The following is a 25,946-nucleotide window of genomic DNA, read 5'->3' on the forward strand; positions in this document are numbered from 1 at the left end:
ACGAACTATTGGGGCGGCTATGAGATTTTCCTTCGCAACGGCAACAGGCCTTCTGGGCCTTTTCGCGCTTCCTGCGGTGGCGCAAGACATCACATTCGACGCAGGTGATGCAAGCGACACCCTCAGAGGCGAATTGCGGTCCGCGTCATTGGTTCTGGCCTTAAAAGGCGAAGAAACCACGCAAGCGCAAGACCTCGTTGCCGCCGCGCGCGCGGACTACCGACGCATCCTGACGGCGCTTTATTCTGCGGGATACTATGGCGGCGAAATCGGCATTCTGGTTAACGGACGCGAAGCGGCTGGCATTCCCGCACTTGATGCCCCACAAACGATCAATTCCATCGCAATTTCCGTCACCCCAGGTCCGAAGTTTCAATTCGGAGAAGCCGTTGTTGGCCCAGCACCGTCCACCGCTGTTCTGCCCGCGGGATTTGTCACAGGATCAGGTGCCAGCACCGACGTGATCCGAAGCGCCGTCAGCGCTGTTGTAACAGCTTGGCAAGACGCAGGTTATGCCAAAGCAGCCGCTGATGGTCAGCGGATCACAGCACGCCACCGTGACGAAACGTTGGATGTGAATGTGACCATCGCAACGGGACCGCAATTGACCTTTGGCGATCTAATTGTCAGCGGGAATACCGCTGTGCGAACAGATCGTATTGTCGCAATCGCCGGCCTGCCGACGGGATCGGTGTATTCACCCGACGACCTGACAAAGGCGGAACGGCGACTGCGCGACACCGGTGCCTTCGATAGTGTTGCCTTGGTCGAAGCCGAAAACATCGCAGCCGGTGATGTGTTGCCGATCACCGCCCAAATCGCAGAGGCCAAGCCACGGCGTTTTGGTTTTGGCGTTGAACTTTCATCAATCGAAGGGCTGGGAACGTCGGCCTACTGGCTTCATCGGAACTATTTCGGCGGCGCGGAACAGTTTCGCGTGGGCGCTGAGGTTTCCGGCATTGGCGGCGAAACGGGGGGCGTCGATTACAGGCTGAATGCAAGTTTGAAACGTCCAGCGGTTTACGGCCCTGATACCGACTTCCTGATTTCCGCTGAAATCAGCCGCGAAGACGAACCTGATTACATTCTGGATCAAGCCGCTGTGGAAGCCACGCTGACCCGATTGATCCGCGAAGACCTTGAGATATCGGGCGGTTTCGGGTTGATCACAGCGCGCGAAGAAACCGAAGCCGGTGTGCGCGAATTTACGTTGCTGACAGCGCCGCTGGGCGCGACCCTCGATCGCCGTGACGATGCGACAAACGCCAATAACGGTTACTACATCGACATTGATGCGACTCCGTTTCTTAGCATCGATGGCGCGGACAATGGCGCACGCCTGTTTGCCGACACGCGGGGCTATCGCAGCTTTGGCGAAGAAGGCCGGTTCACATTGGCCGCCCGCAGTCAAATTGGCACCGTCCTAGGGGCCGATGCGGAAGATGCGCCTGCAGACTTCCTTTTCTTTTCTGGCGGTGGTGGCACTGTGCGCGGACAACCGTACAACGCACTCGGGATCGACACGGTGATTGATGGTGAAACTGTCGGTCGTGGTGGATTGTCCTTTGCTGGCGCACAGCTAGAAGCCCGCTACGGGGTCACGGACGCCATTGGCGTTGTCGGCTTTTATGACGTGGGATTTGTCGGCGAATCCTCAGATCCATTCGGAGAAGGGGATTGGCACGCAGGTGCGGGTCTTGGCATCAGATACAACACCGGCATCGGCCCGATCCGGTTGGACATTGCCACACCCACAACCGGCGGCAACGCAGGCGAACGCGTAGAAGTTTACATCGGCATTGGACAATCGTTTTGAGATACCTTCTGATCACATGTGCGCTTGTCACAGCCCCTGCCCCGATGATCGCCCAGACTGCGCAGGAAGAAGAAGACAAAAGTTACCTGACCACGTTGATCGAAGACAACTTGTCCGGGGTCAGCCGCAGCGTAAATATCTCGGGTTTTCGCGGTGCGCTCAGTTCGGAAGCGACCATTGATCGATTAACAATTTCGGACGAAGACGGCGTTTGGCTCACGCTTGAAGACGTTGTTCTGGATTGGAACCGGTCCGCTTTGCTGCGTGGTCGGATCGAGGTCGAACAATTGAGCGCGGTCAAAATCATCGTGGCACGCGCCCCGATATCCGAAGCAACGGCGCCGTCGGCGGAATCGCAACCCTTCGCGTTGCCCGAACTTCCCGTCAGTATCGAACTGGGCACCTTACAGATCGACCGGATCGAATTGGGTGAAAGTTTTCTTGGAGAACCGGTCAACATCAGCCTCACGGGAAGCGCGACGCTTGAAGGCGGTGAAGGCACAGCCAACGTCACCGCTATCCGCCTCGATGAAACCGATGGGCGCTTTGTCATCGACGGAAGCTACAGCAACGAAACAACGTTTCTCGATCTCACCCTCGATGTTAGCGAAGCGGCAAGCGGCATCGCCGCCAAACAACTTGATATTCCGGATCAACCGGCACTAGCGCTGACCGTTGCGGGCGACGGTCCCATCGACAGCTTTGCAGCAGATATTGCCTTGGCAACAGACGGTGTGGACCGGATTGCAGGCCAATTCGCGCTCGAGACAATTGACGACAATCAAGGGTTTCAACTGAACATCGGCGGTGATCTGACACCGTTGCTGGAAGGCGATTACCACGACTTCTTTGGCGACGATGTCGATCTTGTTGCAGCTGGTCGCCAGCTACCCGACGGTCGGTTCGATCTCAGCGATCTTGACCTCACAGCCCAACGATTGCGGTTGACTGGCGGTGCGTTGATCGGCGCCGAAGGCTGGCCTGAACGTTTAAACCTGACGGGGCAGATCAACGACCCGACAGGCGATGTTGTTCTGCTGCCGCTTGCTGGTCCGAAGACCTTTGTCGATGATGTATCGCTGAATGTTCAATACAATCAAGCGGTTTCCGACGATTGGACAGCGTCCTTCGTCATCAATGGCTACGATCGCCCTGGATTGTATATTTCGGAAATTGACCTATCCGGCGGCGGCATTTTGCAGGCTGGTGAAGGGGCTGACCAAACGGGTCGCGTCACGGCCGATTTCACATATGCGGCCAGCGGCTTGGAATTGGATGATCCCGGCACGGCGCAGGCCTTTGGCGATGCGGTCACGGGCACGATCTTGGCTAACAGGGTCGAGGACGAACCGTTCATTATCGAAGAACTCACCCTTCGCGGTCCTGGGTTGGAAGCCGACGCAAACGCGCAGATCAGCACATCAAGCGAAGCCATTCGTATCACCGCCACATCAGCGTTGCGCGTGTCCGCTTTGGGGCGGTTTTCGACACTTGCGGGACGAGATCTCGCTGGTGCTGCCAACGTCGACATTAACGCGGACGTCGATTTACTGAACGACCTTTACGACATCACTGTTGCAGGCACGACGACCGACCTCGCAGTTGACGTGCCACAGGCCGATCCACTGCTGGCAGGTGACGGGGATATCTCCATCGCGTTTGTACGTGACCCTGACGGTACGCGATTGGAAACTTTTGAAATCACAACTGACGCGGCGCAGATTACGGCGGATGCTGATCTGACTTCCGAAGGGAGCGATGCACGTTTCCAAGCCCAAATATCTGATATCAATTTGGTCGAGCAAAGCCTTTCAGGGCCGGTCACGCTTGGTGGCACAATTTCCCAAGACGCTGAAAAGATTGTGACCTTTGATATCGCCGGCGACGGCCCAGATGTCACCTTGCAGGCAAAAGGCAACGCACAGCCTCTCGAAACGGGATACAACGTACTCGCAAATGTCGCAGCAGATGTCGCTGACTTGGACACCTATGCTGCACTGGCGGGCCGCCCGTTGGACGGGGCGATGGACGCCCAACTGTCCGGTGTTCTGTTGACCGAAGGGCTGCGGTTTAACGGCGAATTGTCGGCAACGACAAACGATCTGGTCATGGGTATCGACCAGTTTGATCCCCTGCTTGCTGGTCGCGGCACCGTTTCGGTCGGATTGGAACGCAACACCGAAACGCAATACCGCGCCCGTGATCTTGTTTTGCGCATGCCGCAGATCACGCTGGATGCGGATGCGACAGTGGATACCCAAGGCCCGCTCGACGCGGATTTCAACCTGCGGATTGCCGACGTGGGGCTTGTTGTGCCTGAAATATCAGGACCACTGACGGCAATCGGAACAGCATCGCGCGACACCGACGGGGTGGCGATTATCGATGCGTCCGCCACTGCACCCGGCGTAAATTTGACGGCCGATGTTGCGATTGCGCCCGAAACGAACGCAATCTCCGGCAATATCCAAGCGCGGGTGAATGACCTCAGCGATTACCGTTCGTTGATCGGTCAGCCGGTCAGCGGCGGGGTCACGGCGGACATTTCAGGGCGGCTTTTGCCCGATCTTTCCGAACTTGATGTAACGCTCGACGTGGCAACGCGCGACTTGCAGACCGGCGTCAGCCAAGTTGACCCGTTGCTATCGGGCGAAGGTCGTGTTCAGGGCATCGCGCGACGCGATGCGACGGGGATCACCATCCCCGCCCTGCAGGCCAGCACCCCGCATTTTGATTTGAACGCGACATTGTCACAGCTCGAACAAGGCGGAACGGGCACTTTTGATCTTAACCTGCAGGACATCGGTCTTGTCGCAGACGGCATCAACGGACCTGCCACAGCCAAGGGGCAAGCCGACCAGTCCGCGAACGGCGACTGGACCGTCGACGCGGATGTCACAGCCCCAGGTGCCGACATCAATGCGGATGTCACAATTGCCGCAGAAACCAACGAAATCAGTGGCGCGCTACAGGCCGCCATCAATGATTTGTCTGCCTATCGTCCGCTGATTGGTCAGCCTGTTTTGGGTAGTGTGAATGCCAACGTTGTCGGATCGGTTCTTCCGGATCTCAGCGCATTTTCCGCCGACATCGACGTCGCGACCCGCGATCTTGCGATCGGCAATCCGACCGCTGACCTGTTGCTACGCGGCGCGGGATCGCTTGATCTTACAGCTGCGCGGACTAGCAACGGCATCCGGATCAGCAATCTAGCCGCCAGCACCAACAACGTCACCGTGAACGGAAATCTGGACGCGAGCGACAATGGGAACAGCAGTGGGCAGTTTAATGCGCGGCTGCGTGACATTGGCATCTTTACGGATCAACTTAGCGGTCCTGTGACAGCGACCGGCACCGCATCGGTGGCATCTAACGGGACCATCGGTTTGAACGTTGATGGCACAGGTCCGGGCGGGATAACCGCGCGCGCAGATGGCACAGTGGCCTCCGGTGGTGATCTGAACATCGACGTAAACGGGATCGTGCCGTTGGCTTTGGCCAACGCGGCTATCGCCCCGCGTAGCGTCAATGGAACTGCGACGCTTGACCTGTCCATCAACGGGCCCGCGTCGCTTGAAGCTGTGTCAGGTCGCGTCTCGATCAACGACGCAAGACTGTCCGCGCCGACGTTCGCGCAAGCGCTTGAAGATATTTCCGGCAATATCGGCCTGTCCAATGGGACGGCACAGCTTTCTGTCACTGGCAACGTGCCATCGGGCGGCAACATCGCCGTGTCCGGACCAATCGGACTGACGGGCAGCATGCAAGCAGATGTCACCGCACGATTAAACAACGTCATCGTGCGCGATCCTGAACTTTATGAAACCAGCATCGATGGCCAAGTTGCGATCCGCGGCCCGCTAAGCGGTGGTGCAAACATCGCAGGCACACTGACGCTTGGTCAGACAGATGTGCAGGTACCATCTTCCGGCGTTGGATCACTTGGCGATTTGCCGGATGTGGTTCACATCGGGCAGAACGGTCGCGTGCAACGCACTTTGGACAAAGCGGGCGTGACACTGCCAGAAGAAACCACGCAGTCCGGGACATCCGGCACCGCCTTCCCGCTCGATATCACGGTGAACGCGCCATCGCGTATCTTTATCCGTGGTCGTGGCCTTGATGCGGAATTGGGCGGCAGCCTGTCGCTTGGTGGAACAACCGCAAACATCGTGCCTGTTGGGCAATTTTCATTGATACGCGGTCGGCTAGACATTCTGCAGCAGCGGTTCGAATTGGCAGAAGGCGTCGCGTCACTTCAAGGTGATTTTTCCCCCTATATCCGGCTTGTGGCAGAAACAGAGGCGCGGACTGGCACGCAAATCAGGATCATCGTGGAAGGTCCGGCTGACGCCCCCGAAGTCAGCTTTGAATCGACCCCGCAATTGCCGCAGGACGAAGTCCTTGCGCAGCTTATCTTCGGCCGCAACCTGTCTGAAATCAGTCCCTTACAGGCCGTTCAATTGGCGGCTGCGGTCGGTACATTGGCAGGACGCGGCGGCGGCGGTTTGATCGACGGGTTTCGGCAGGAACTGGGTCTGGATGACTTTGATGTAACGACCGATGAAGACGGTAACGCCGCGGTGCGCGCGGGCGCATATCTGTCCGAGAACGTCTATACAGACGTGACGATCAATTCCGAAGGCGAGACCGAGATTAACCTGAACCTCGATATCACCGACGAAATCACCGCCAAAGGTACGGTCGATGCGGACGGTGAGACAAGTATCGGGATTTTCTTTGAGCGTGACTACTAAATACAAACGTATCGCCCGCCGCAGGCAATAAGTGCCTCCGGCGGGGATATTGAGGGCCAAAAGAATGGAGGCGTCAGCCTGCCGACAACACCTGTAGCGGTTCGTGGAACGGGCACGCAACCTCGTGTCCCTGCCCCAGTTGTTGCATCACAGGACGATCACCTGCGCACGACGCCTGTACTTTTGGGCAGCGCGTGCGGAACACACAGCCCGATGGCGGGGCAAGCGGCGATGGCAATTCACCATCTAGGATGGGACGCACACGCGCCTTTTCCAGCACAGGATCGGGGATCGGCACGGACGAAATCAGCGCCTGACTGTAAGGGTGTTCCGGCGCTGTCGTCAGCGTGAATGCATCCGCCTTTTCCATCTGCCGCCCGAGATACATCACGATGATATCGTCCGAGATATGTTTCACCACAGACAGATCGTGTGCGATGAAAATCATCGACAGGTTCAGGTCTTTTTGCAGTTCCATCAACAGGTTGACCACCTGTGCCTGCACGGACACATCCAAGGCGGACACAGGTTCGTCGCAAATCACCAACTTGGGTTTCAGGATCAATGCACGTGCAATCCCGATCCGCTGGCATTGACCGCCAGAAAATTCATGCGGGTAGCGGTTGATCAAGTTCGGCAGTAGCCCGACCCGTTCCATCAATTCGCGCACGCGGGCTTTGACCTCGGCACGCGGCGTAGACGGTTCGTGGGTGATCAGCGGCTCTGCGATGATTTCACCGACGGTCATGCGCGGATTCAACGCGGCCAACGGGTCTTGAAAAATCATCTGCACGTCGCGGCGGTGAACACGACGTTGCCGTGTGTCCATATTTGCCAGATCAGCGCCTTCGAAATTGATTTGGCCGCCAGTGCTGGGCACAGTTCCGACGATCGCGCGCGCAAGCGTCGACTTACCCGACCCGCTTTCGCCCACAACGCCAAGGCATTGGCCAGGTTGCAGATCGAACGACATCTCTGACACCGCATGCAATTTCAGCGGCGGAGTCCAAGGCCACGATCCGGGTCTGCGCACGTCAAATGTCACAGATAGGTCTTTTACCGATAGGATAGGTCCAGTCATGACATCACCTCTTCAGCAGGAAGGTGGCAGGCGCGGCGGCGATCACCGAAGACTTCCAACGGCGGGCGTTTGGATGGGCAGTGGTCCATCACCACTGAACAGCGCGGCGAAAACGGGCATCCGACAGGCAAGCGCGACATGTCGGGCGGTTCACCAGCAATGGTTTGCAAGGCCGCATCAGCACGGTCGAGCCGTGGCACGGCCTGCAACAACCCTTTGGTGTAAGGATGGGTCGGAGACTTGAACAACACGCCAGTTTCCGCCTCTTCCATCACCTGACCGCCGTACATCACAAGCGTCCGGTCGCAGAAACCGGCAACAACGCCAAGGTCATGCGTAATCAGAATAATTGCCGTGCCAAAATCATCGCGAATATCATCGAACAATTGCATGATTTGCGCCTGCACAGTCACATCCAGCGCAGTAGTCGGTTCATCCGCGATCAGCAGCTTCGGCTGACAGAGCAGCGACATCGCGATCATGATACGTTGCCGCATGCCACCAGAAAATTCGTGCGGATACATAGTGATCCGGTTCTTTGCATCGGGAATTTTCACGGCATCAAGCATCTTGGCCGCCTCGGCGACCGCCGCGCGTTTTGACATGCCTTTGTGGATTTGCAGGACTTCGGCCATCTGATCCGAAATCCGCAAATACGGGTTCAGTGATGTCATCGGGTCTTGGAAAATCATTGCGATGTCTTGACTGCGGATCTTGTTGAGTTCCCGCCGTTTCATCGTAAGCAGGTCTTTTCCGTCAAACATCGCGCGGCCAGTCGCCCGCCCGTTTTGCGCCAGAATACCCATCGTGGCGAAGGCGGTCTGTGATTTACCCGATCCGCTTTCCCCCACAATCGCAAGGGTTTCACCTGCGTCGATGCCAAAGCTGACACCGTTCACAGCATTGACTTCGCCATCTGCGGTTTTGAACGTGACCTTCAGGTCTTCGATGTCCAGAAGTGCCATTTCAGCGATCCTTAGGGTCGAGTGCGTCACGCAGGCCATCGCCTACAAAGAAGAACGCAAAGATGGTCAGCACAAAGGCGATCAGCGGAAACTGCAATTGCCAGATTGTGCCGTTAAACATGTTGGACGCGCCTTCTGACAGCAGCGCACCTAGCGATGTATTCGGTTCTTGAACGCCGAGGCCAAGGAAGCTGATGAAGCTTTCAAAAATGATCAGCTGCGGCACCAACAGCGTGGCATAGACCGCGACGATCCCCAAAAGGTTGGGCACGATATGACGCAAGATGATCTTCGCCGGATGCACACCGATTGCATGTGCGACCTCTACGAATTCTTTGTTCTTGATCGTCAACGTTTGGCCCCGTGCGATCCGCGCCATGTCGAGCCATGAAATCAGGCCGATCCCAAGGAACAACATGAACATCGACCGACCGAAAATCACCAGCATCAAGATCAGAACAAACATGAACGGGATCGACATCAGCACGTCCACCGTCCGCATCATGATCCCGTCAACACGACCACCAAAATAGCCAGCCGTCGCGCCGTACAAAGTACCAACAATCACCGCCACGGCCGCACCAACGATGCCAACCATAATCGAAATCGCAGTCCCCTGCACAACACGCGCATACAGATCACGGCCCGACGCATCTGTGCCGAAGAAATGGCCAGTCTCCAGCGACGGCACACCTTTGTAGGCGTTGGCGCCCATCAGGGAAAAGTCGACGACGTCGCGCTCATATTCGGTCAACAGCCCGCCGAATAAGGCAAAGGCCATGACGAACACCAACAGGATCAGCCCAAACACGGCCGCTTTATTACGGAAGAACCGCGTGCGGGCATCGGCCCAAAGCGACCGACCTTGGATTTCGGCCAGCTGCATGGCGTCGCCAACAGCTTCGACATCTTTTGCTTGTGGTAACATCGCCCTGCCCCCTTAGTACCGGATTTTCGGGTCGATCCATGCGTAAAGCACATCGACCAGAAGGTTGAACAGGATAGTCAAAGACCCCACCAAAATGGTGATACCCATGATCACGGAATAATCGCGGTTAAACGCGGAATCCACAAAGAAGCGACCAATACCGCCCGTTGAGAAGAAGATATCAATCACAACCGACCCCGTGATCATCCCAACAAACGTTGGCCCGAGGTAGGACAACACAGGCAAGATCGCAGGCTTCAACGCATGACGGAAAATGACGCGTGCAGGTGACAGACCCTTTGCTTGTGCCGTGCGGATGAAGTTCGTGTTCAGAACTTCCAACATCGACGACCGCGTGATCCGTGCAATGGACGCCATGTACGACGTCGATAGCGCGATCACGGGCATGATCAGATTTTCCCACTGGCCACCATTCCAGCCACCACCAGGCAACCACCCAAGCCAAAGTGTGAAGATCAACACAAGGATCGGGGCCATAACGAAGTTAGGCAGCACCTGCGCACCGATGGTGAAACCAACGGCCAGATAATCCAGCCACGAATTCTGTTTGATCGCAGCAGCAGCGCCGACCGAGACACCAACAATAGCCGCAACAAGAAAAGACCAAGCGCCATAGGTCAACGTCACAGGAAAGCCCTGCGAAATAATGTCGTTTACACTGCGGTCTTTGTATTGGAACGACGGGCCGAAATCGAATTGGGTCACGACACCGACCACGTAATTCACGATCTGCTTCCAGAACGGTTGATCAAGTCCGTACTTGGCTTCGATGTTCGCCAAAACAGCAGGCGGTAACGGGCGTTCGGAATTGAAAGGGCCGCCGGGGGCTGCGTACATCAGCACAAACGACAGGACCACGAGGATCAACAACGTCGGTATGGCGACGGCAAGGCGTCGGGCGATAAAGCTTAACATGTCATGGGTGTCCGCATTGCAAAGTGCGTAAAATAGGGAACACGCCCCCGGTCTGAAACCGGAGGCGTGCCAGCAATCAAAGTTGCTTATTCAGCGATCTTATACAGATCTTTTGAGTACCAGTTCTGCTGGAAGTTTGTGAACGGCCAGCCACCAACAGCGGCGTTTTGCATGTTCACTTCAGCGTAGTGGTAGATCGGGATGATCGGCAGGTCTTCTGCGATGATCTGCTCTACTTCGGTGTAAGCCGCCTGTGGGTTATCAGACGTCTTCGCCTCTGCCATCAATTCGTCTACGCGTGGGTTTGCGTATTTCGCATCGTTGTAGCCTGAATCGGACTGCATCAGGTCAAGGAATGTGGACGCTTCGTTGTAGTCAGCACACCAACCTGCACGTGCAATTTCATAGTCTTGGTTGCCGCGTGTTTCCAAGAATGTCTGCCATTCTTGGTTTGCCAGTTCTGTTTCCACACCCAATGTCTGCTTCCACATCTGGGACACAGCAATCGCTACAGATTTGTGGCTTTCGTTGGTGTTGTAGATCAGGTTCAGATCAAGCGGGTTGTCCGCGCCGTAACCAGCAGCAGTCATCAGCTCAACCGCTTTGGCGTTCCGCTCTTCCTGCGTCATGCCTGCGATTGGGGTGTCTGGTGTTTCAAAGCCAGCAGTCGCCCAGTGTGTGAACGTGTAGGCAGGTTTCTGGCCGCCAGCCAGAACAGCCTCAACAATCACGTCGCGGTCGATTGCCATGGACAGCGCTTGACGCACGTTGACGTCTTTCAACGCAGGGTTCGTCGTGTCTGTCATGTTGATCGTGTAGTAGTAGGAACACGCAGACGGGACAGAAACGGCTTCGTCAGGACGTTCTGCGGACAAGCGTGGGAACTGGCCTGCTGGGACGTCTGTCTGATCAAGCTCACCCGCAAGGTACCGTGTCAGCGCGATGTTTTCATCGGTGATAACCAGCTTGGTCACGGTGTCGATGATGGTGTTTTCGTTGTCCCAGTAGTTTTCGTTGCGCACGCGCACGAGTTTTTCCTGTGGAACGAATTCAGACAGCTTGTATGCGCCGTTGGACACGATGTTTTCTGGGGACGTCCAGTCAGAACCGAACTCTTCTACTGTCGCTTGGTGCACTGGGAAAGTTGTTGCGTGAACAACCATTTGCGCGAAATACGGCAGCGGCTGGGACAGGTTCACAACAAGCGTTGTGTCGTCTGGTGCAGACACACCAAGATCGGTGACTGGCTTATCGCCTGCGATGACTTCAGCACCGTTTTCGATGGACATCAGTTCCATGTACCACGCGTATGGTGACGCCAGTTCTGGGGACGCCGCACGCTGCCATGCGTAAACAAAATCGCCTGCAACCACTGTGTCGCCATTGGACCACTTTGCGTTGTCGCGCAGTGTGAATGTGTATGTCTTGCCTTCGTTGGACACTTCATAACCAGTCGCGACACCCGGAATCAGGTTGCCTTCGGCGTCTTGGTTCATCAGGCCTTCAAACAGGTCACGGACAACGGCAGAACCATCAACGTCTTCTGTGAGGCCCGGGTCGTAGGACGGGCTTTCGTCGCCAACGCGGTATGTGAATGTCTGTTCAGTCGCCAGTGCTTCGCCCGTTTCAGGGTGCGTCGCGTGGCCGTCTGCGAATGCGGTGTTTGCTGCCAGCACAAGCGATGCCGCTGTGGTGGCTTTAAGGAACGTTGTCAGTGTCATTTGGAAGTCTCCCTAGGTGTCCGACCATTTGCTGGTCGTGCGTTTTGGTCGCCGCTGATAAAAATGCGGCGTTGATGGGGTATCTTTTGGGACGCCGTGTAAAAGTGCAAGCGACATTTTTTGATCAGCGAAGGACGTTAGGTCAGCTACAAAAATAGGCAATAAAACGCATCAATATTTCAACCAACGCCACTTTAACGATACTTTATGATCCGAGGCCGATCATCTTATGCGCGAATCGGGGCCATGTTTTACATTGTCCGAAATTGACCTAGGTGCAGCATATGGATCAAACTGACCTTTCAATTCGCACCAAGCTACCCGACGCCCTGCGCGTCCTTTTGGAATCATATCCGAGGTCCAGCTGGGAACACGATCCTGGCTTTGACGGACTAATGCGATTTTGGCTGGATCGGCATCTGATGTTCCGCAGAATTCTAAAACAGATGACTGATGAAGCTGAACAAATGCTCGACAACACCATGGACCCACGTGCTTATGCGGCCCACTTGTCACGTTATGGCGGCATGTTTGTGCAACAGCTTCATGGCCACCACACCATTGAAGACACGCAATATTTCCCCAAACTGATCGGCTTGGACAGCCGCATATCAGGCGGTTTTGACATTTTGGACAAGGACCACCACGCGATTGATGGGCACCTCAACGATTTTGTGGAAGCCGCGAATGATGTTCTGAACCAACGCGACCAAAGCTTGAAGATGATCCCCGCGACTGATCGCTTTCGCAAACAACTGATCAGTCTCGAAAAACTCTTGGATCGTCACTTGATAGATGAGGAAGAACTGGTTGTGCCCGTTGTTCTGAAGTATGGCGCGCCGGACATTTAACGCACCCAATAAGAAAGACCCGCGCTGCAAAGCCTGCAGCGCGGGTCAACCATTGGTAAATCAAGCTGATTTCGATCAGCTCTTGTTCATCCGGTTCTCGATCAGATCATCAACAACGCTTGGATCAGCGAGCGTCGATGTATCGCCAAGCGCGCCAAAATCATCTTCAGCAATCTTACGCAGGATGCGGCGCATGATCTTGCCGGACCGTGTTTTCGGCAAACCTGGCGCCCATTGGATCAGATCAGGCTTGGCGATTGGACCGATTTCCGAACGAACCCAAACCTCAAGCTCTTTACGCAGCTCTTCAGACGGTTCTTCGCCGCCCATCAAGCTGACGTAAGCGTAGATGCCCTGCCCTTTGATAACGTGCGGGAAACCAACAACTGCGGCTTCAGCTACTTTTGCGTGGGCAACCAAGGCGCTTTCGACTTCGGCTGTCCCCATGCGGTGACCAGATACGTTGATCACGTCGTCGACGCGGCCTGTGATCCAGTAGTAGCCGTCTTCGTCCCGACGACAGCCATCACCGGTGAAATAGTAGCCTTTGTAGTCAGCGAAGTAGGTTTTCATGAACCGTTCATGATCCCCCCAAACGGTGCGCATCTGCCCCGGCCAACTGTCCTTGATGCACAGTACACCTTCGGCGGCAGTGTCGGTGATTTCTTCGCCGCTGGTCGGTTCAAGGATGACGGGCTGCACCCCAAAGAACGGCAAGGTTGCCGATCCGGGTTTTGTGGCTGTCGCCCCCGGCAATGGCGTCAACAGATGACCACCCGTTTCAGTCTGCCACCACGTATCGACAATAGGAACGTTCCCCTTCCCGACGATGTTATGGTACCAATTCCATGCTTCGGGGTTAATCGGTTCACCGACGGTGCCCAGCACTTTGAGGTCGGAAAGGTCGTACTTTTCAACCCATTCGTTACCCTGCGCCATCAAGGCACGGATCGCGGTTGGCGCAGTATAGAATTGGTTCACTTTGTGCTCTTCGCACACAGCCCAGAACCGGCCTGCGTCGGGATAGGTTGGTACACCTTCGAACATCAGCGTCGTCGCACCATTGGCCAACGGGCCATAGACAATGTAGCTGTGGCCGGTGACCCACCCCACATCCGCCGTACACCAGAAGACGTCACCGTCATGGTAATCGAACGTGTATTGATGGGTCATCGACGCATACACAATGTAGCCGCCGGACGAATGAACGACACCCTTCGGCATCCCAGTGGACCCTGACGTGTAAAGAATGAACAGCGGGTCTTCGGCGTTCATTTCTTCAGGCGGACAATCAGCGCTCACTTTTTCCTGCATCTCGTGCAACCAGTAGTCGCCTTCTTCACGCCACGCGATTTGCTGGCCAGTGCGTTTCACAACGAGGCATTTGACCGGATCAAAATCATTCAACAACGCTTGGTTCACGTTGTCTTTCAGGTTAGTGACACGGCCGCCACGCGGCGCACCGTCAGATGTAATTACAACCTTTGCATCACAGGCATTAACCCGTGCGCCCAGCGCATCGGCAGAGAAACCGGCAAACACAATCGAATGGATCGCACCGATACGCGCACAAGCCAGCATCGCATAAGCGGCTTCGGGGATCATCGGCATATAGATGACCACGCGGTCGCCTTTGCCCACGCCCATCTCTTTGAGAACATTCGCGAATTTGCAGACATGACCGTGCAGGTCTTTGTAGGTGATATGCAATGCGCCATCTTTGGGATCATCAGGCTCCCAGATGATCGCAGTCTGATCACCGCGTTCCGCAAGATGCCGGTCAATACAATTCGCAGCAACGTTCAGCGTGCCGTCCTCGAACCACTTGATATCAACATCACCGAAGTCAAAACGCGCATTTTTGACCTTCGTATATGGCTTCATCCAATCGATCCGCTTGCCGTGCTCCCCCCAGAACGCCGCAGGATCGGAGATGGATTGTTCATACATCGCCTCGTAGGTGGCCTTATCCGCATGCGCACGCGCTGCGGCTTCGGCGGATGGTGGATAACGATCTGACATATTGGTTCCTCCCCCCAAATTTGATAGTTGGGAGGCATCATGAGCAGAAATTGCAAAAAGCCAAGTTCGCCTAGGTCGTATATGGTCAGTTTGTGTAAATTTTCAGCGGAGCGCGAACTGATGCTGTCAATTATTTTACAATCTGAGAGGCTGTTTTGTCCGCAATCGTGATATTGGGGGCCGCAGTTTGGCCCGACGGCCCTTCACCTACATTGCGCCGCAGAACGCTGCATGCAGCCTCGCTGTGGCATCAGGATCCCGCGCAAATCATTGTGGCCTGCGGCGGCTTGGGGAAAAACGCCCCGACAGAGGCCACCGTGATGCGCGACCTACTGATCGACGCCAAAGTCCCAACCGACGTGATCCACTGCGATGACCAGTCCACCTCGACCTATGAAAACCTGCGCAATGCCGCGCAAATCCTGAACCCCTTCGGAATCCAAAACGTCACAATCGTGACGAACGGTTACCATGGGCCGCGGTCAAAACTGGTGGCCCGCGCGGTTGGCCTGAAACCGCAGGTCAGCGCGCCGGACATCACCGGCGCACATATGCCGAGCCACTACCGCATGGTCGCCCGCGAACTTCCGGCCATTCCGGCCTACGCAGCGCGACTGCTGTGGTGGCGGTTTCGCGATCGAAACCTTTAGAAGCCGCAGCGCAAAATCGCTTGAGCTGCCTGTGCGCGTGTCAAACCGCGTGCAGCCAAGTCTTCGTCGCTCATCGCGTTCAACGCGTCCAACTGTTCCATCCGCGAGGACTGGATCGTCGTGAAGAACTTTACGACAGCTTGAAATGGCAAAGCCAAGAACGAACCGATCATCTCACGGGTCGTCATCATTGTGTTCATGTTATAAGTAGACATGGAAAGCATCCTTAATTCGTTACCTTCCTCCCACCACAAAAATGGGCCCATTTGTATGGACCCACAACTCTCATTCCTGCAAGGCTGTTATGCACTTTCTGCATCGCAGCATGCGCGTCGTTGTCAAAGTGGGTTATCCATACGCACTTGATACCTGATCCGCCCTTTGACAGCCGTCCCAAAGGTGAATCGTGTCTCGCTTTTGTTCGATCCAAGGTTGTCGGTCACATAAGGCGTCTCAAACACCGCAGCATTGCTCGCATTTTGCAAAGGGCCGTCCGCCACAATCGAATCAACAAAGCGGGCTTGGCCACCAAAGGGTAACAAAGGTGCCGCATCGAATTGCCAAGTCGTCGACGGCGTGGCTTGGGTGACGTCCATCGGGGCAGGATTGTAGCAAGGTTCATCCACGCCGTGAAACGTGTTGTCAGTAAAACTGACACCGCGCGCACGCCCGAAATCAAGATCATCAAATGACGTATCGACAGATTCCACACGATCAATCGCACCATTGAGCGTGCGAAACACGTTGGAAACGACAGATAACCCGTGAATGAAATGGTTCGGGCCATATGGCTTGATCACAATGAAATTGAACCAACGCGCGACGTCATTCGCCGTAAATATATTGCCAGTGATCGTCAAGCCGCCAAAGGAAAACTGGGACGCAAATTCAGGCTCTGCCTCATGTTCGTTCGTCAGTTCGATAAAGTTGTTATCGATATAGTTGCCCGTGATGATCGATTTGCTGTTTGGCAGAGTGAAAATCATCCCGCCCAACCGCACGCCGTCTGTCGTTTGATCCCCGTGGAACCAATGGTTGCCAGACACAAGGTTGCCGGATCCCGCCAAGACGCAAAAATGCTTGAACAAAGCGACGCGATTGTCCCTGATCTTCACATCATTTGCATTCGCATTGAACGCGATGGTTTTGCGGGAAGACACCGACAAAGGTTGTTCGTTTGACGTGAAATTACACCGATCAATCATCATCCCCTGACAGCCGGTGCCAATCGACGTGATCCCGCGATCTTTGGGCTTGGTCATGAAACTGTCACGAACCTGAAAAATAAGCCCCTGCGGTGCCAACATAATCCCGCTTGCGATGCCATCACATTGGAAATCGATGTCATCCAAAATCATTTGATCCAGATCGGCAAAACCTGAAAAATCCAACATGTATTTGAAACGCTTGAACGTGAAATTCTGCGTACCAGCGGCATCAAACAACGGTTGGCTCAGGTTCAGGGTCTGTGCGCCAACATTGACTGAGGTCACATAAACCTCGCGCCCGACACCGGCGCCTTCAACCAAAGACCCGACAGGAATATTTGCAACATTGGTCACATTCGACAGGCGTCTGGCATTGCTCGTCGCATATGTCCCTTGCGACGTGACAACCGTCGTATCCCAATTGGCCCCGGCAACGGGCTGAAACTGGCCATTTCGGATCACACGCCGCGTGGCAAAAACCGTCCGCGTTGGATCAGCCGCCTGCATGTCGACCGGTTTGCGCAATGCAATGCGCCGCCCGCCCAGATCAAGCGATTCATGATCCGAAAAATTTAGCAGCGCCTGAAATGCCTTTTCGAACGCCAATTCCTCGTCGCCAAACGCATCCAGATACAGTTGGTAATTGAAGTCGTGTTGCAGAATAAACCGATCTGCAGGGTCTTGCCGGACTGCCCCTTCGAACTTGATGCGGCTCTGGATCGTCACGCTATCGCCCAGATAATATTGACCAGTCGACACAAGCACCGTGCGGCCATTCGCAAAACCGTCGGCGGCCTCAAACGCGGCACTATCATCCGTCACACCATCGCCTTTTGCCCCGAAATCGCGCACATCCACGACGGACATAATATCGCGCAAAAACGCACTGGTGATATCTTCGATGATCAGGTCGTCAACACGGATCAGCCCGCCGTTATCCCCTGTCAGATCGATCCCGAAATGACCGTAGGCTGCACCCGGCCAGACCATATCAACGCCCGTACGTTCGCCCAGCCCGATGATCGCGGATATCTCGACGATTTCGCCTATGGTGGTCAGCGTCGTGGCAGGCCCCGTCTCGGGCAGTCCACCGACCTTCCCACCGCCAGACGCGCCGGGATAGCCTGAAATACGCACCGTTGGAAATGGACCAGCGACGGCTTTGACACGCGCCGTCACGCGTAAATAACACCCCGGCAAGATGGGCGTTTCGCCCATATAACGCAGACGTTGGGTGCCAGCATTTTTCACCATCTCAAGACAACCACCAAAGTCTTGATCAGCGGATACAAAAACACCCGACCCGTCTGTGGCGTAGGTATCTGACCCTGGAGTACCATCTTCAGATGACCAAACACCCAGCCCCGCCACAAAGGGAAGCGGCATCAACACCACGCCGTCAGTAATCGCCTTGTTCATGGAATATCCCTCATGAGTGCGGTGTGATCCGCAAGGGAACATCCAACCGCCATTTCAGTCGGGAATAGGGATAATCTGATCAGGTAAAGGCCACCTGACAGCACCGTAACGGCGCCATGCGCAACGCTTAGGCGGCCAAGTCGGGTGCGACCAAAGCGACACCATTAATCTGCCAACCGTTCGGCGTTTCAATCATCGCGTATTCCAGCGTATGAATAACGCCTTCCGCGTCTTTGATCATTACCCGCTGCAAGATCATGCCCTGCTCTTCGCGTAAATCCAGAAACCGCACATCGGAATTGTCCCACACCATCGGATAGCCCCGTTCGACCATCATTCCGAAATTCTGCGGTTCGCGGAAAATGCCTTGGATCATCGGGCTGGCGTAGGAAAACGCTTCTGTCACATCGCGGTCGTTAAAGGCTTGTAATTGGCTTCCAATCACATCTTCGATCGCCTCATTGGCCTGCCCAAGCGCGGTGCCCGCCCACAAAACCAGCGCCGCAACGCCCATAAAAATTCGCTTCATGATCGTTCCATCCCTCTGCTGCATCATAGCAGATACGGATGAAACAGCCGTTAGGTTTCATTTTAGTGGCGCCAAACGAAAAAAGGCGCCACAAACGTGACGCCTTTCATAACCTGAAACGCTGTCGCGATGCCGCTTACTTCGACAGCGCGTCTTCGATCAGAGCAACCGTTTCATCCACGCCATAAAGCGCGATGAACCCACCAAAACGTGGACCCTGAGACGCGCCCAGCAACACTTCATATAGCGCTGTGAACCAGCCCCGCAGTGGGTCAAACGCGTGCTCTTTACCAACCGCAAACACCATCGACTGCAGCTCTTCGGCATCCAGACCGCCGTCCCATGCCTTCAGACGCGCGACGAGGTCCGTCAAAGCCGCACGTTCCTGATCCGTTGGTGCGCGATACACTTTCGTCGGTTTGACGAAGTCATTGTAGTAACGCACGGCAAAACCGGCGGCCTGATCTAGTTGCGGATTACTTTCCGGCGACGCGTCAGGCGCATAGCGCTGGATAAAGCCCCAAAGCGTGTCCTTGTCTTCCGCACCGGACACAGAGGCCAGATTCAGCAGCATCGCAAACGGCACCACCATGTCCGATGACGGCACGTTGTGGCCGTGGATGTGGAACACAGGGTTGTTCATCTTCCCCTTCTCGTCCTGATCCGGATAGGCGCGCAATTGCTGGTGGTATTCATCCACAGCCTTCGGGATCACATCAAAATGCATCCGTTTTGCGGTCTTCGGCTTTTGGTACATGAAGTACGAAAGGCTTTCGGTCGCCGCATATGTCAGCCATTCGTCGATGGTCAGACCGTTGCCGGATGTCTTTGAAATCTTGTGACCATCGGCATCGAGGAACAGCTCGTATGTGAAGTGCTCGGGTGCGCGACCGCCCAATGTGCGGCAGATGCCGTCATAGATCGGCGTGTTCGTGGCGTGGTCCTTGCCGTACATCTCAAAATCAACGTCCAACGCAGCCCAGCGCGCGCCAAAATCAGGCTTCCACTGCAATTTGCAGTTTCCGCCCGTCACAGGGATCGTCACATCAGTGCCGTCTTCATCTTCAAACGTGATCATGCCGTCTTTGGTCACTTCCTTCATCGGCACGTACAAAACGCGGCCAGACGTCGGAGAAATCGGCAAGAAGATTGAATAGGTCTCGCGGCGTTCTTCGCGCAACGACTTCAGCATGATCTTCATGATATCGTCGTAGCGATCAGCAGAGCGCAGCAAAATCTCGTCCATCTTGCCCGACCCATAGTATTCGGTCGACGACGCGAATTCATATTCAAACCCAAACGTGTCCAAGAACGAATTCAGCTTCGCGTTCATATGATCGCCAAAACTGGCATGCGTACCAAACGGATCAGGCACTTTCGTCAGTGGCATCTGCATGTACGGCACCAGCGCGTCAGGGTCAGGCACATTGCCAGGCACCTTACGCATCCCGTCCATATCGTCCGAGAAACACAGCAGTTTGGTTGGGATATCCGACAGCACCTCGAAGGCGCGGCGCACAGTGGTCGTGCGCGACACTTCGCCGAAGGTGCCGATATGCGGCAAACCAGATGGGCCATATCCGGTTTCGAAAAGAACATAACCCTTCTCGGGGTCCTTCTTTTCATACCGTTTGAGCAGCTTACGGGCCTCTTCAAAGGGCCAAGCCTTGGAAGTCATCGCAGCATCACGCAAATTGGTCATATCGGTCTCTCATCTCAGAATCCCTGCCAGAATTGACAGCAATGGCGCACTCCCTATTGCGCGGGGCGAGTGGCGTCAATAAATCGTAAGGGTGAAGCAAAAGGATTAACCTATGATCGAAGACGCCCCACTGACGGCCCAAGACGCACTTGTCGCCTTAATGATAGCCGTCTCAGCATCTGACGAAGATATCCGGACGTCGGAACTGGTGAAAATGACGACTTCAATCAATCACTTGCCTGTTTTCGCGGGCTACGACACCGAACGTACGCCACGCACATCCAAAATGGTGTTCGATCTTCTCGAACAAGAAGACGGACTTGAGGCACTATTCGGCCTGATCCGCGATGCCCTGCCGGAACGTTTGTTTGAAACCGCATACGCACTGTCCTGCGATGTGGCTGCAGCGGATGGCCTGATCGACGGGGCCGAGGCACGCATGCTCGAAGAAATTCGCGATGAGCTGGAATTGGACCGGCTTCACGCCGCTGCCATCGAACGCGGATCGCGCGCGCGGCACATGACGGCCTAAACAAATCCGAAAAAACAGAGAGAGCCCAAACTTGGGCCCTCTCAATTCAACACACCGCATTAGTTTGTCGCGGTGTCGTCCCCTGGCGCTTCGATATTTAACGTGGGAACGGTCACAGTTTCTGTGTTGGTCGTGATTTCAACGTCTGGAACTTCGACCTCAACGTCTGTTTCGCCGACACTGATGCTGCCAACCTCTGCGTCAAATTCTGGCAACTGGCCGCCTTCAACGTCAATATCAACGTCGGGTAGCGCCGCTTCTTGGGTCTGATCTACGTCTACCATAAAGACTGCGAAAGCGATCACAGCGATTGCAGCAACACCACCAACGATTGCAAGTACAGGTTTCATTTAATTCTCCTCATTCCTGCGCAGTCACAAAAGTTGACGCGCTTATGGAAGATGAGAACGGCATTCCTGATGTTTGGTTCCCAATTTTTTTATCGGAACGTTTTTTGTCGCGACCAGTTGGTCCACCAACGCAAACACAGTTTGGAGAAAGACAAATGGGTTACGGCATTTTCGGATTTTTAGTTTTGATTGCAGACCTTTATGCAATCTACCAAGTCATGACATCTAGTGCAGGAACGGCCGCAAAAGTTGCGTGGACCGTGGTTATCCTCGTCCTGCCCGTCATTGGTTTTCTGGTGTGGGTTGGGTTCGGACCGCGTGGGCGTGCCACAGCCGCGTAACACATCACGACACCCCCAAAACCGAGGCGGCCGAAAAACTTGGCCGTCTCTCTACGCTTCGCTTTGAAATACCAAAGACCACCGTTGCAGCAACCGTTGCTGCAATCGCTTCGCCCGACGGTTCCACCCGATTGATCCGGCGGGCTGTTCATCACCTGCCGCTTTGCCGCGTGCGCGGGCTTCCAGGTCGGCAGCGAAGATCGTGAAAACCAGATCGTCGCCTGCTTCTGTGCGCACATATCCCGCCAACGTGGAAACAAAATTCAGCGTTCCGGTTTTTGCAACCACACGCGCCGGAAAATCAACAATGACATCGCGGTCTTCGTCCGTCATCGGGATATCCTTCAAGATCGGGCGCAACGTCCCAATCGCGTCAGGATCGCGCAAAATCGCAACCATGTCCTGCGCTGACACACGCGAAACATCACTTAACCCCGAATGGTCCGCAAAATTTGCCCGCACATTCGACCGTTGTTCAGCCCAGCGCGTCATACAGGCCGCCGACTCGGGCAGTTCAAACGGTTTTCCGACGATCTTTTTCGTGGCCGTCAGACCCGCCCCCTCAGCCGTCAGGTTTGTACTAAACCGCAGCATGGACCGCATCATCTTCGTCAGATCTTCGCTTTCATGCGCAGCGATTTCATCTGCATCAGGCAATTCGGCGATCTTTTCGGGGTTCGGTAACGGAACACCCAGCGCCCGCGCCATCGTCTGAAAAACATCGCCTGCATAAAGCGCAGGGTTGCGCACAGGCAGCCAACGCGACCCTGAATCGCCCAGCGCACCGCGGGCGACTGTCCATTCATCAATCTTGCCAGCCCGCGCATATGTATAAATCGGCACCGCACGATCCACGATCCGCATGCGTGACGTATAGACCAGCGGGCGTTGCGTTTCGCTGCGTGCATCCATCGCGATCGTGTAACGCCCGTTCGCGCGACGCCATTCAAAATGCACACGGTTGAAATTCAGGTTCAGACCACTGACTGACGGGTTGTAGCCAAGATGATCCAACTGCGGTGGATCAATCTCTTCGCGATATGGCAACGCGTCGCCCCATACCTGAAAGGCGCCAGTGATCTTTGTAATCCCAAGGTCGACAAACTGCTTCACAAGCGCGCTCAACTCGTCCGTCACAAAATTCGGGTTCCCGCCGCCCGCAAGAATAAGATCACCCTGCAAAACACCATCAACAACAGGACCCGTCGCCAAAAGGCGCGTGCGGAACGTATAATCAGGGCCAAGTGTCTTGATCGCAAACAACGCCGTCATGGCCTTGGTCACACTGGCAGGCGGCAGGCCAATATCGGCGTCAGTCGCTTCAAGCAGTTGTCCCGTCTTCGCGTCAGCCACCATAAAACCGACAACACCGTTCAGGTCCGCATCCGCGATAATTTCAGCAGTGGTAACTTGCGCCAAAGGGGACGTTTTCGGATCAAGATCAGGCCGTGCGGTTGGGCGCAATGACGTCAGCGGCGCCTCGGCAAAAGCAACAGTAGCAACACTCGACAATGCAGAAGTTAAAAGGGCGCGGCGCGTAAAATGATGTGTCATGCGTAACCTTTAAAAAGATTCTTGCAGACGCACCAGCCCGCATAGAACACGTTAGCGCCATTCCCCTCTTGCACGGATAGCGCTAGAAGATTGGGACGACATCGGCAGATTAATAAAGCTCCACGCCGGTGCCGCATAATCGCGTAACGTATGCGCGGCCCGACCGGGAATACGGGCGTTTGCATAAACCCGTGCTGTCTTGGAAAGCCGCGCCGCAATCCGATCACCGGGGCGGGCCACAACCCCGACAGGGACGTTGTCCATGATCCATTGCCAGTCTTGCCAGTGATGGAACTGCGTCAGGTTATCAGCCCCCATAAGCCAGACGAACTGAACGCCGTGGTAGCGGCGCTGTAACGCGGCCAGCGTATCAGCGGTATAGCGGGTGCCAAGCGTCGCTTCGATATCCGTAACATCAACCTTCGGATGCTGCATCACCGCGCGCGCGGCTTGCAGTCTTTCCGCCATTGGTGCCGGACCGTTTTCTTTCAGCGGATTACCCGGACTGACCATCCACCAAATACGGTCCAACTGAAACCGTTTCAGTGCGGTCGTCGTGATATGCACATGTCCTGCATGCGCCGGATCAAACGACCCGCCCAATAGGCCGATGACTTGACCACGTTTTGCGACAGGATGCGTCATCTAGCTGACATACCGCACAAACGCGAATTGCTGGCTATCAGGTGCCCAAGACGGCACATTGATCGTCCCCTGCCCGCCAAACAGATCAATCAGATGGCGGGTATCCCCACCATCAGCAGGCAATATCCGCAGGCTCACGTCCAAGCCGCCGGGATGGCCCAGCGTCCCTTCAGGGTAAGCCAAGTAGACAACATGCGCCCCATCTGGTGACGGATGCGGGAACCAGTTCACAGCAGCGTCGTCAGTCATCTGCTGAAGGTCGTTACCATCAGGCCGCACGCGCCACAGATCGACCTTCCCGTCTTGTTCGCCATTAAACCAGATCCAATTGCCATCAGGCGCGTAATCCGGCCCATCCACATGATCAAACGCATCGGTGACACAGACTTCATCGCTGCCATCCAACGCGCAGGTATATAGCCCAATCGGTGTGCCTGCGGGACGGGCCGCAGCATAGGCCAAACGATCACCATCAGGCGACCAGCCATGCCACCACGACGGTGTTTGCGACGTCACCTTTTCAGGGGTGCCGCCTTCAATCGGAAGCAGATAGATGCACGACCTTTTGGTCTGCGTCGCATCGCTGATCACAAGCCGTTTGCCGTCTGGCGATATGCCGTGGTCATTGTTGCATGTCACAGCGAAGCCCGTATCGATCGGATCCAAGGTCGGATCGTTGAAACCCAGACGGTACAACCGACCGCCGCCGTTCACGATCAGATAACCATCAGGATGCCAGTTCGGGGCTTCCAGATGGCCATCGTGGCGCAAAACAACAGTTGTCTCACCGTCTAGCTCACAGATACAGACTTCGCTAATCACAGGATCAATTGTCCGTTTCAGACGATTTGGCCCACAGGTTAATCGCCTCATCGTCAGCGTATTTGTCGATCTCGGCGAGTTCATCAGCTGTGAAGTCCAGATTGCCAACGGCACCAGCACAATCGATCACTTGGCTCGGCTTAGACGCGCCAATCAAGGCGGTTGTGATGCCCCCGTCACGCAAGACCCACGCAATCGCCATTTGTGCCAGCGTTTGACCGCGACCTTCCGCAATTTCATTAAGCTTGCGGATGTTTGACAGCGCTTTATCCGTCAACATCGACGTAGACAAAGATTTATCCTGCGCGGCACGGGAATCTTCAGGAATGCCGCCCAGATATTTCTTTGTCAGCATCCCCTGCGCCAAAGGCGTAAAGGCGATCGAACCAATACCAAGATCCTTCAACGCGTCTTTTAATCCGTCCGTTTCGACCCAACGGTTCAACATGTTGTAAGATGGCTGGTGGATCAAACAAGGCGTCCCAAGGTCTTTCAGAATAGCCGCTGCTTCTTTCGTCCGTTCGGTATTGTACGACGAAATACCGACATACAACGCACGCCCGGACCGAACGATGTGATCCAATGCACCCATTGTTTCTTCCAACGGCGTGTCGGGGTCAAAGCGATGCGAATAGAAAATGTCGACGTAATCAAGCCCCATACGCTTAAGCGACTGATCACAAGACGAAATCAGATACTTGCGGCTTCCCCATTCCCCGTAAGGACCGTCCCACATGTGATATCCGGCTTTTGAACTGATGATCAGTTCATCACGATGGTTCTGGAAATCTTCCTTCAGTATAGACCCAAAGGCATGTTCGGCAGAACCAGCAGGCGGCCCATAGTTGTTTGCCAAGTCAAAATGCGTGATCCCTTGATCAAACGCTGTCCGGCAAATTGCCGTCTTCGTATCATGTGGCGTGTCATGGCCAAAATTATGCCAAAGGCCCAGCGATACCGCAGGCAGCTTCAATCCCGAATTGCCACACCGACGATATGTCATGTTTTCGTAGCGATTTTCGGCGGGCATATAAGTCATCAGAGTCTCCTTTTAAGATACGCATAGGGACGTTAGGCAATGCGGATTGTCAAACCAATAGACTCGTAAATCAATGAA

At 55.2% G+C, this 25,946-nt stretch carries 21 protein-coding genes; 6 read left to right on the top strand and 15 right to left on the bottom strand.

What is annotated here, in order from left to right; genetic code table 11:
* The first annotated feature begins 19 nt into the window (after positions 1-19).
* Positions 20-1,816, top strand: a complete 1,797-nt coding sequence (locus K3729_14625; GenBank protein UWQ98654.1) for an autotransporter assembly complex protein TamA — start codon at positions 20-22, stop codon at positions 1,814-1,816.
* Positions 1,813-6,573, top strand: a complete 4,761-nt coding sequence (locus tag K3729_14630) for a translocation/assembly module TamB domain-containing protein (protein ID UWQ98655.1) — start codon at positions 1,813-1,815, stop codon at positions 6,571-6,573. The genes K3729_14625 and K3729_14630 overlap by 4 nt, the downstream gene beginning before the upstream one ends.
* Before the next feature lie 73 nt (positions 6,574-6,646).
* Here the strand turns inward: K3729_14630 and K3729_14635 are convergent, their stop codons facing one another.
* The 5 genes from K3729_14635 to K3729_14655 form a co-directional block, all read right to left on the bottom strand.
* Positions 6,647-7,654, bottom strand: a complete 1,008-nt coding sequence (locus K3729_14635) for an ATP-binding cassette domain-containing protein (protein UWQ98656.1) — start codon at positions 7,652-7,654, stop codon at positions 6,647-6,649.
* On the bottom strand, positions 7,651-8,658 hold the full coding sequence (locus K3729_14640) for an ATP-binding cassette domain-containing protein (protein ID UWQ98657.1): 1,008 nt from the start codon (positions 8,656-8,658) through the stop codon (positions 7,651-7,653). The genes K3729_14635 and K3729_14640 overlap by 4 nt, the downstream gene beginning before the upstream one ends.
* Positions 8,621-9,547 carry an ABC transporter permease subunit gene (locus tag K3729_14645; protein UWQ98658.1) on the bottom strand — a complete coding sequence of 309 codons (927 nt, stop codon included), beginning with the start codon at positions 9,545-9,547 and terminating at the stop codon, positions 8,621-8,623. The genes K3729_14640 and K3729_14645 overlap by 38 nt, the downstream gene beginning before the upstream one ends.
* A gap of 12 nt (positions 9,548-9,559) precedes the next feature.
* Complete coding sequence (gene oppB, locus K3729_14650) at positions 9,560-10,483, bottom strand: oligopeptide ABC transporter permease OppB (protein ID UWQ98659.1); 924 nt, start codon at positions 10,481-10,483, stop codon at positions 9,560-9,562.
* 86 nt (positions 10,484-10,569) lie between these two features.
* The gene (locus tag K3729_14655; GenBank protein ID UWQ98660.1) at positions 10,570-12,204 is read right to left on the bottom strand and encodes a peptide ABC transporter substrate-binding protein; all 1,635 of its coding nucleotides are present in this window, start codon (positions 12,202-12,204) and stop codon (positions 10,570-10,572) included.
* 284 nt (positions 12,205-12,488) lie between these two features.
* Between K3729_14655 and K3729_14660 the strand changes: the two genes are divergently transcribed.
* Positions 12,489-13,055, top strand: coding sequence for a hemerythrin domain-containing protein (locus K3729_14660; GenBank protein ID UWQ98661.1), 567 nt, complete (start codon positions 12,489-12,491; stop codon positions 13,053-13,055).
* Positions 13,056-13,130: 75 nt separating this feature from the next.
* Here K3729_14660 and acs read toward each other — a convergent pair whose 3' ends face one another.
* Positions 13,131-15,077 carry an acetate--CoA ligase gene (acs, locus tag K3729_14665; protein UWQ98662.1) on the bottom strand — a complete coding sequence of 649 codons (1,947 nt, stop codon included), beginning with the start codon at positions 15,075-15,077 and terminating at the stop codon, positions 13,131-13,133.
* A 155-nt stretch (positions 15,078-15,232) separates the two neighbouring features.
* Here acs and K3729_14670 point away from each other — a divergent pair, with 155 nt between their 5' ends.
* Positions 15,233-15,727, top strand: coding sequence for a YdcF family protein (locus K3729_14670; protein UWQ98663.1), 495 nt, complete (start codon positions 15,233-15,235; stop codon positions 15,725-15,727).
* Here K3729_14670 and K3729_14675 read toward each other — a convergent pair.
* The 4 genes from K3729_14675 to K3729_14690 form a co-directional block, all read right to left on the bottom strand.
* A complete protein-coding gene (locus K3729_14675) occupies positions 15,724-15,942 on the bottom strand; it encodes a DUF1127 domain-containing protein (protein UWQ98664.1) in 219 nt (72 codons plus the stop codon). The two genes, K3729_14670 and K3729_14675, sit on opposite strands and share 4 nt — an antisense overlap.
* A 123-nt stretch (positions 15,943-16,065) precedes the next feature.
* Positions 16,066-18,354 carry a glycoside hydrolase family 55 protein gene (locus K3729_14680; GenBank protein UWQ98665.1) on the bottom strand — a complete coding sequence of 763 codons (2,289 nt, stop codon included), beginning with the start codon at positions 18,352-18,354 and terminating at the stop codon, positions 16,066-16,068.
* A 127-nt stretch (positions 18,355-18,481) separates the two neighbouring features.
* The gene (locus K3729_14685; GenBank protein ID UWQ98666.1) at positions 18,482-18,883 is read right to left on the bottom strand and encodes a DUF4864 domain-containing protein; all 402 of its coding nucleotides are present in this window, start codon (positions 18,881-18,883) and stop codon (positions 18,482-18,484) included.
* Positions 18,884-19,019: 136 nt separating this feature from the next.
* Positions 19,020-20,585 (bottom strand): lysine--tRNA ligase, encoded by a 1,566-nt coding sequence (locus K3729_14690; protein ID UWQ98667.1) that lies wholly within the window; start codon positions 20,583-20,585, stop codon positions 19,020-19,022.
* Between the two features lie 112 nt (positions 20,586-20,697).
* Here K3729_14690 and K3729_14695 point away from each other — a divergent pair, with 112 nt between their 5' ends.
* Positions 20,698-21,117: a tellurite resistance TerB family protein gene (locus K3729_14695; GenBank protein ID UWQ98668.1), complete on the top strand. Its 420-nt coding sequence runs from the start codon at positions 20,698-20,700 to the stop codon at positions 21,115-21,117.
* Between the two features lie 59 nt (positions 21,118-21,176).
* Here the strand turns inward: K3729_14695 and K3729_14700 are convergent, their stop codons facing one another.
* Positions 21,177-21,467: a hypothetical protein gene (locus K3729_14700; GenBank protein ID UWQ98669.1), complete on the bottom strand. Its 291-nt coding sequence runs from the start codon at positions 21,465-21,467 to the stop codon at positions 21,177-21,179.
* A 155-nt stretch (positions 21,468-21,622) separates the two neighbouring features.
* Between K3729_14700 and K3729_14705 the strand changes: the two genes are divergently transcribed.
* Positions 21,623-21,808, top strand: coding sequence for a PLDc N-terminal domain-containing protein (locus K3729_14705; GenBank protein ID UWR01076.1), 186 nt, complete (start codon positions 21,623-21,625; stop codon positions 21,806-21,808).
* Positions 21,809-21,859: 51 nt separating this feature from the next.
* Here the strand turns inward: K3729_14705 and dacB are convergent, their stop codons facing one another.
* From dacB to mgrA, 4 genes are read right to left on the bottom strand one after another with little or no spacing between them, the layout of a single operon-like run.
* On the bottom strand, positions 21,860-23,362 hold the full coding sequence (gene dacB, locus K3729_14710) for a D-alanyl-D-alanine carboxypeptidase/D-alanyl-D-alanine-endopeptidase (protein UWQ98670.1): 1,503 nt from the start codon (positions 23,360-23,362) through the stop codon (positions 21,860-21,862).
* 51 nt (positions 23,363-23,413) lie between these two features.
* Entirely contained in the window at positions 23,414-24,007 is a 594-nt protein-coding gene (locus K3729_14715; GenBank protein UWQ98671.1) for a nicotinate-nucleotide adenylyltransferase, read from the bottom strand.
* Complete coding sequence (locus tag K3729_14720; protein UWR01077.1) at positions 24,008-24,829, bottom strand: hypothetical protein; 822 nt, start codon at positions 24,827-24,829, stop codon at positions 24,008-24,010.
* A 4-nt stretch (positions 24,830-24,833) separates the two neighbouring features.
* Complete coding sequence (gene mgrA / locus K3729_14725) at positions 24,834-25,868, bottom strand: L-glyceraldehyde 3-phosphate reductase (GenBank protein UWQ98672.1); 1,035 nt, start codon at positions 25,866-25,868, stop codon at positions 24,834-24,836.
* Between the last annotated feature and the right edge of the window lie 78 nt (positions 25,869-25,946).

Source organism: Rhodobacteraceae bacterium S2214, assembly GCA_025141675.1.
Lineage (GTDB): Bacteria > Pseudomonadota > Alphaproteobacteria > Rhodobacterales > Rhodobacteraceae > Yoonia.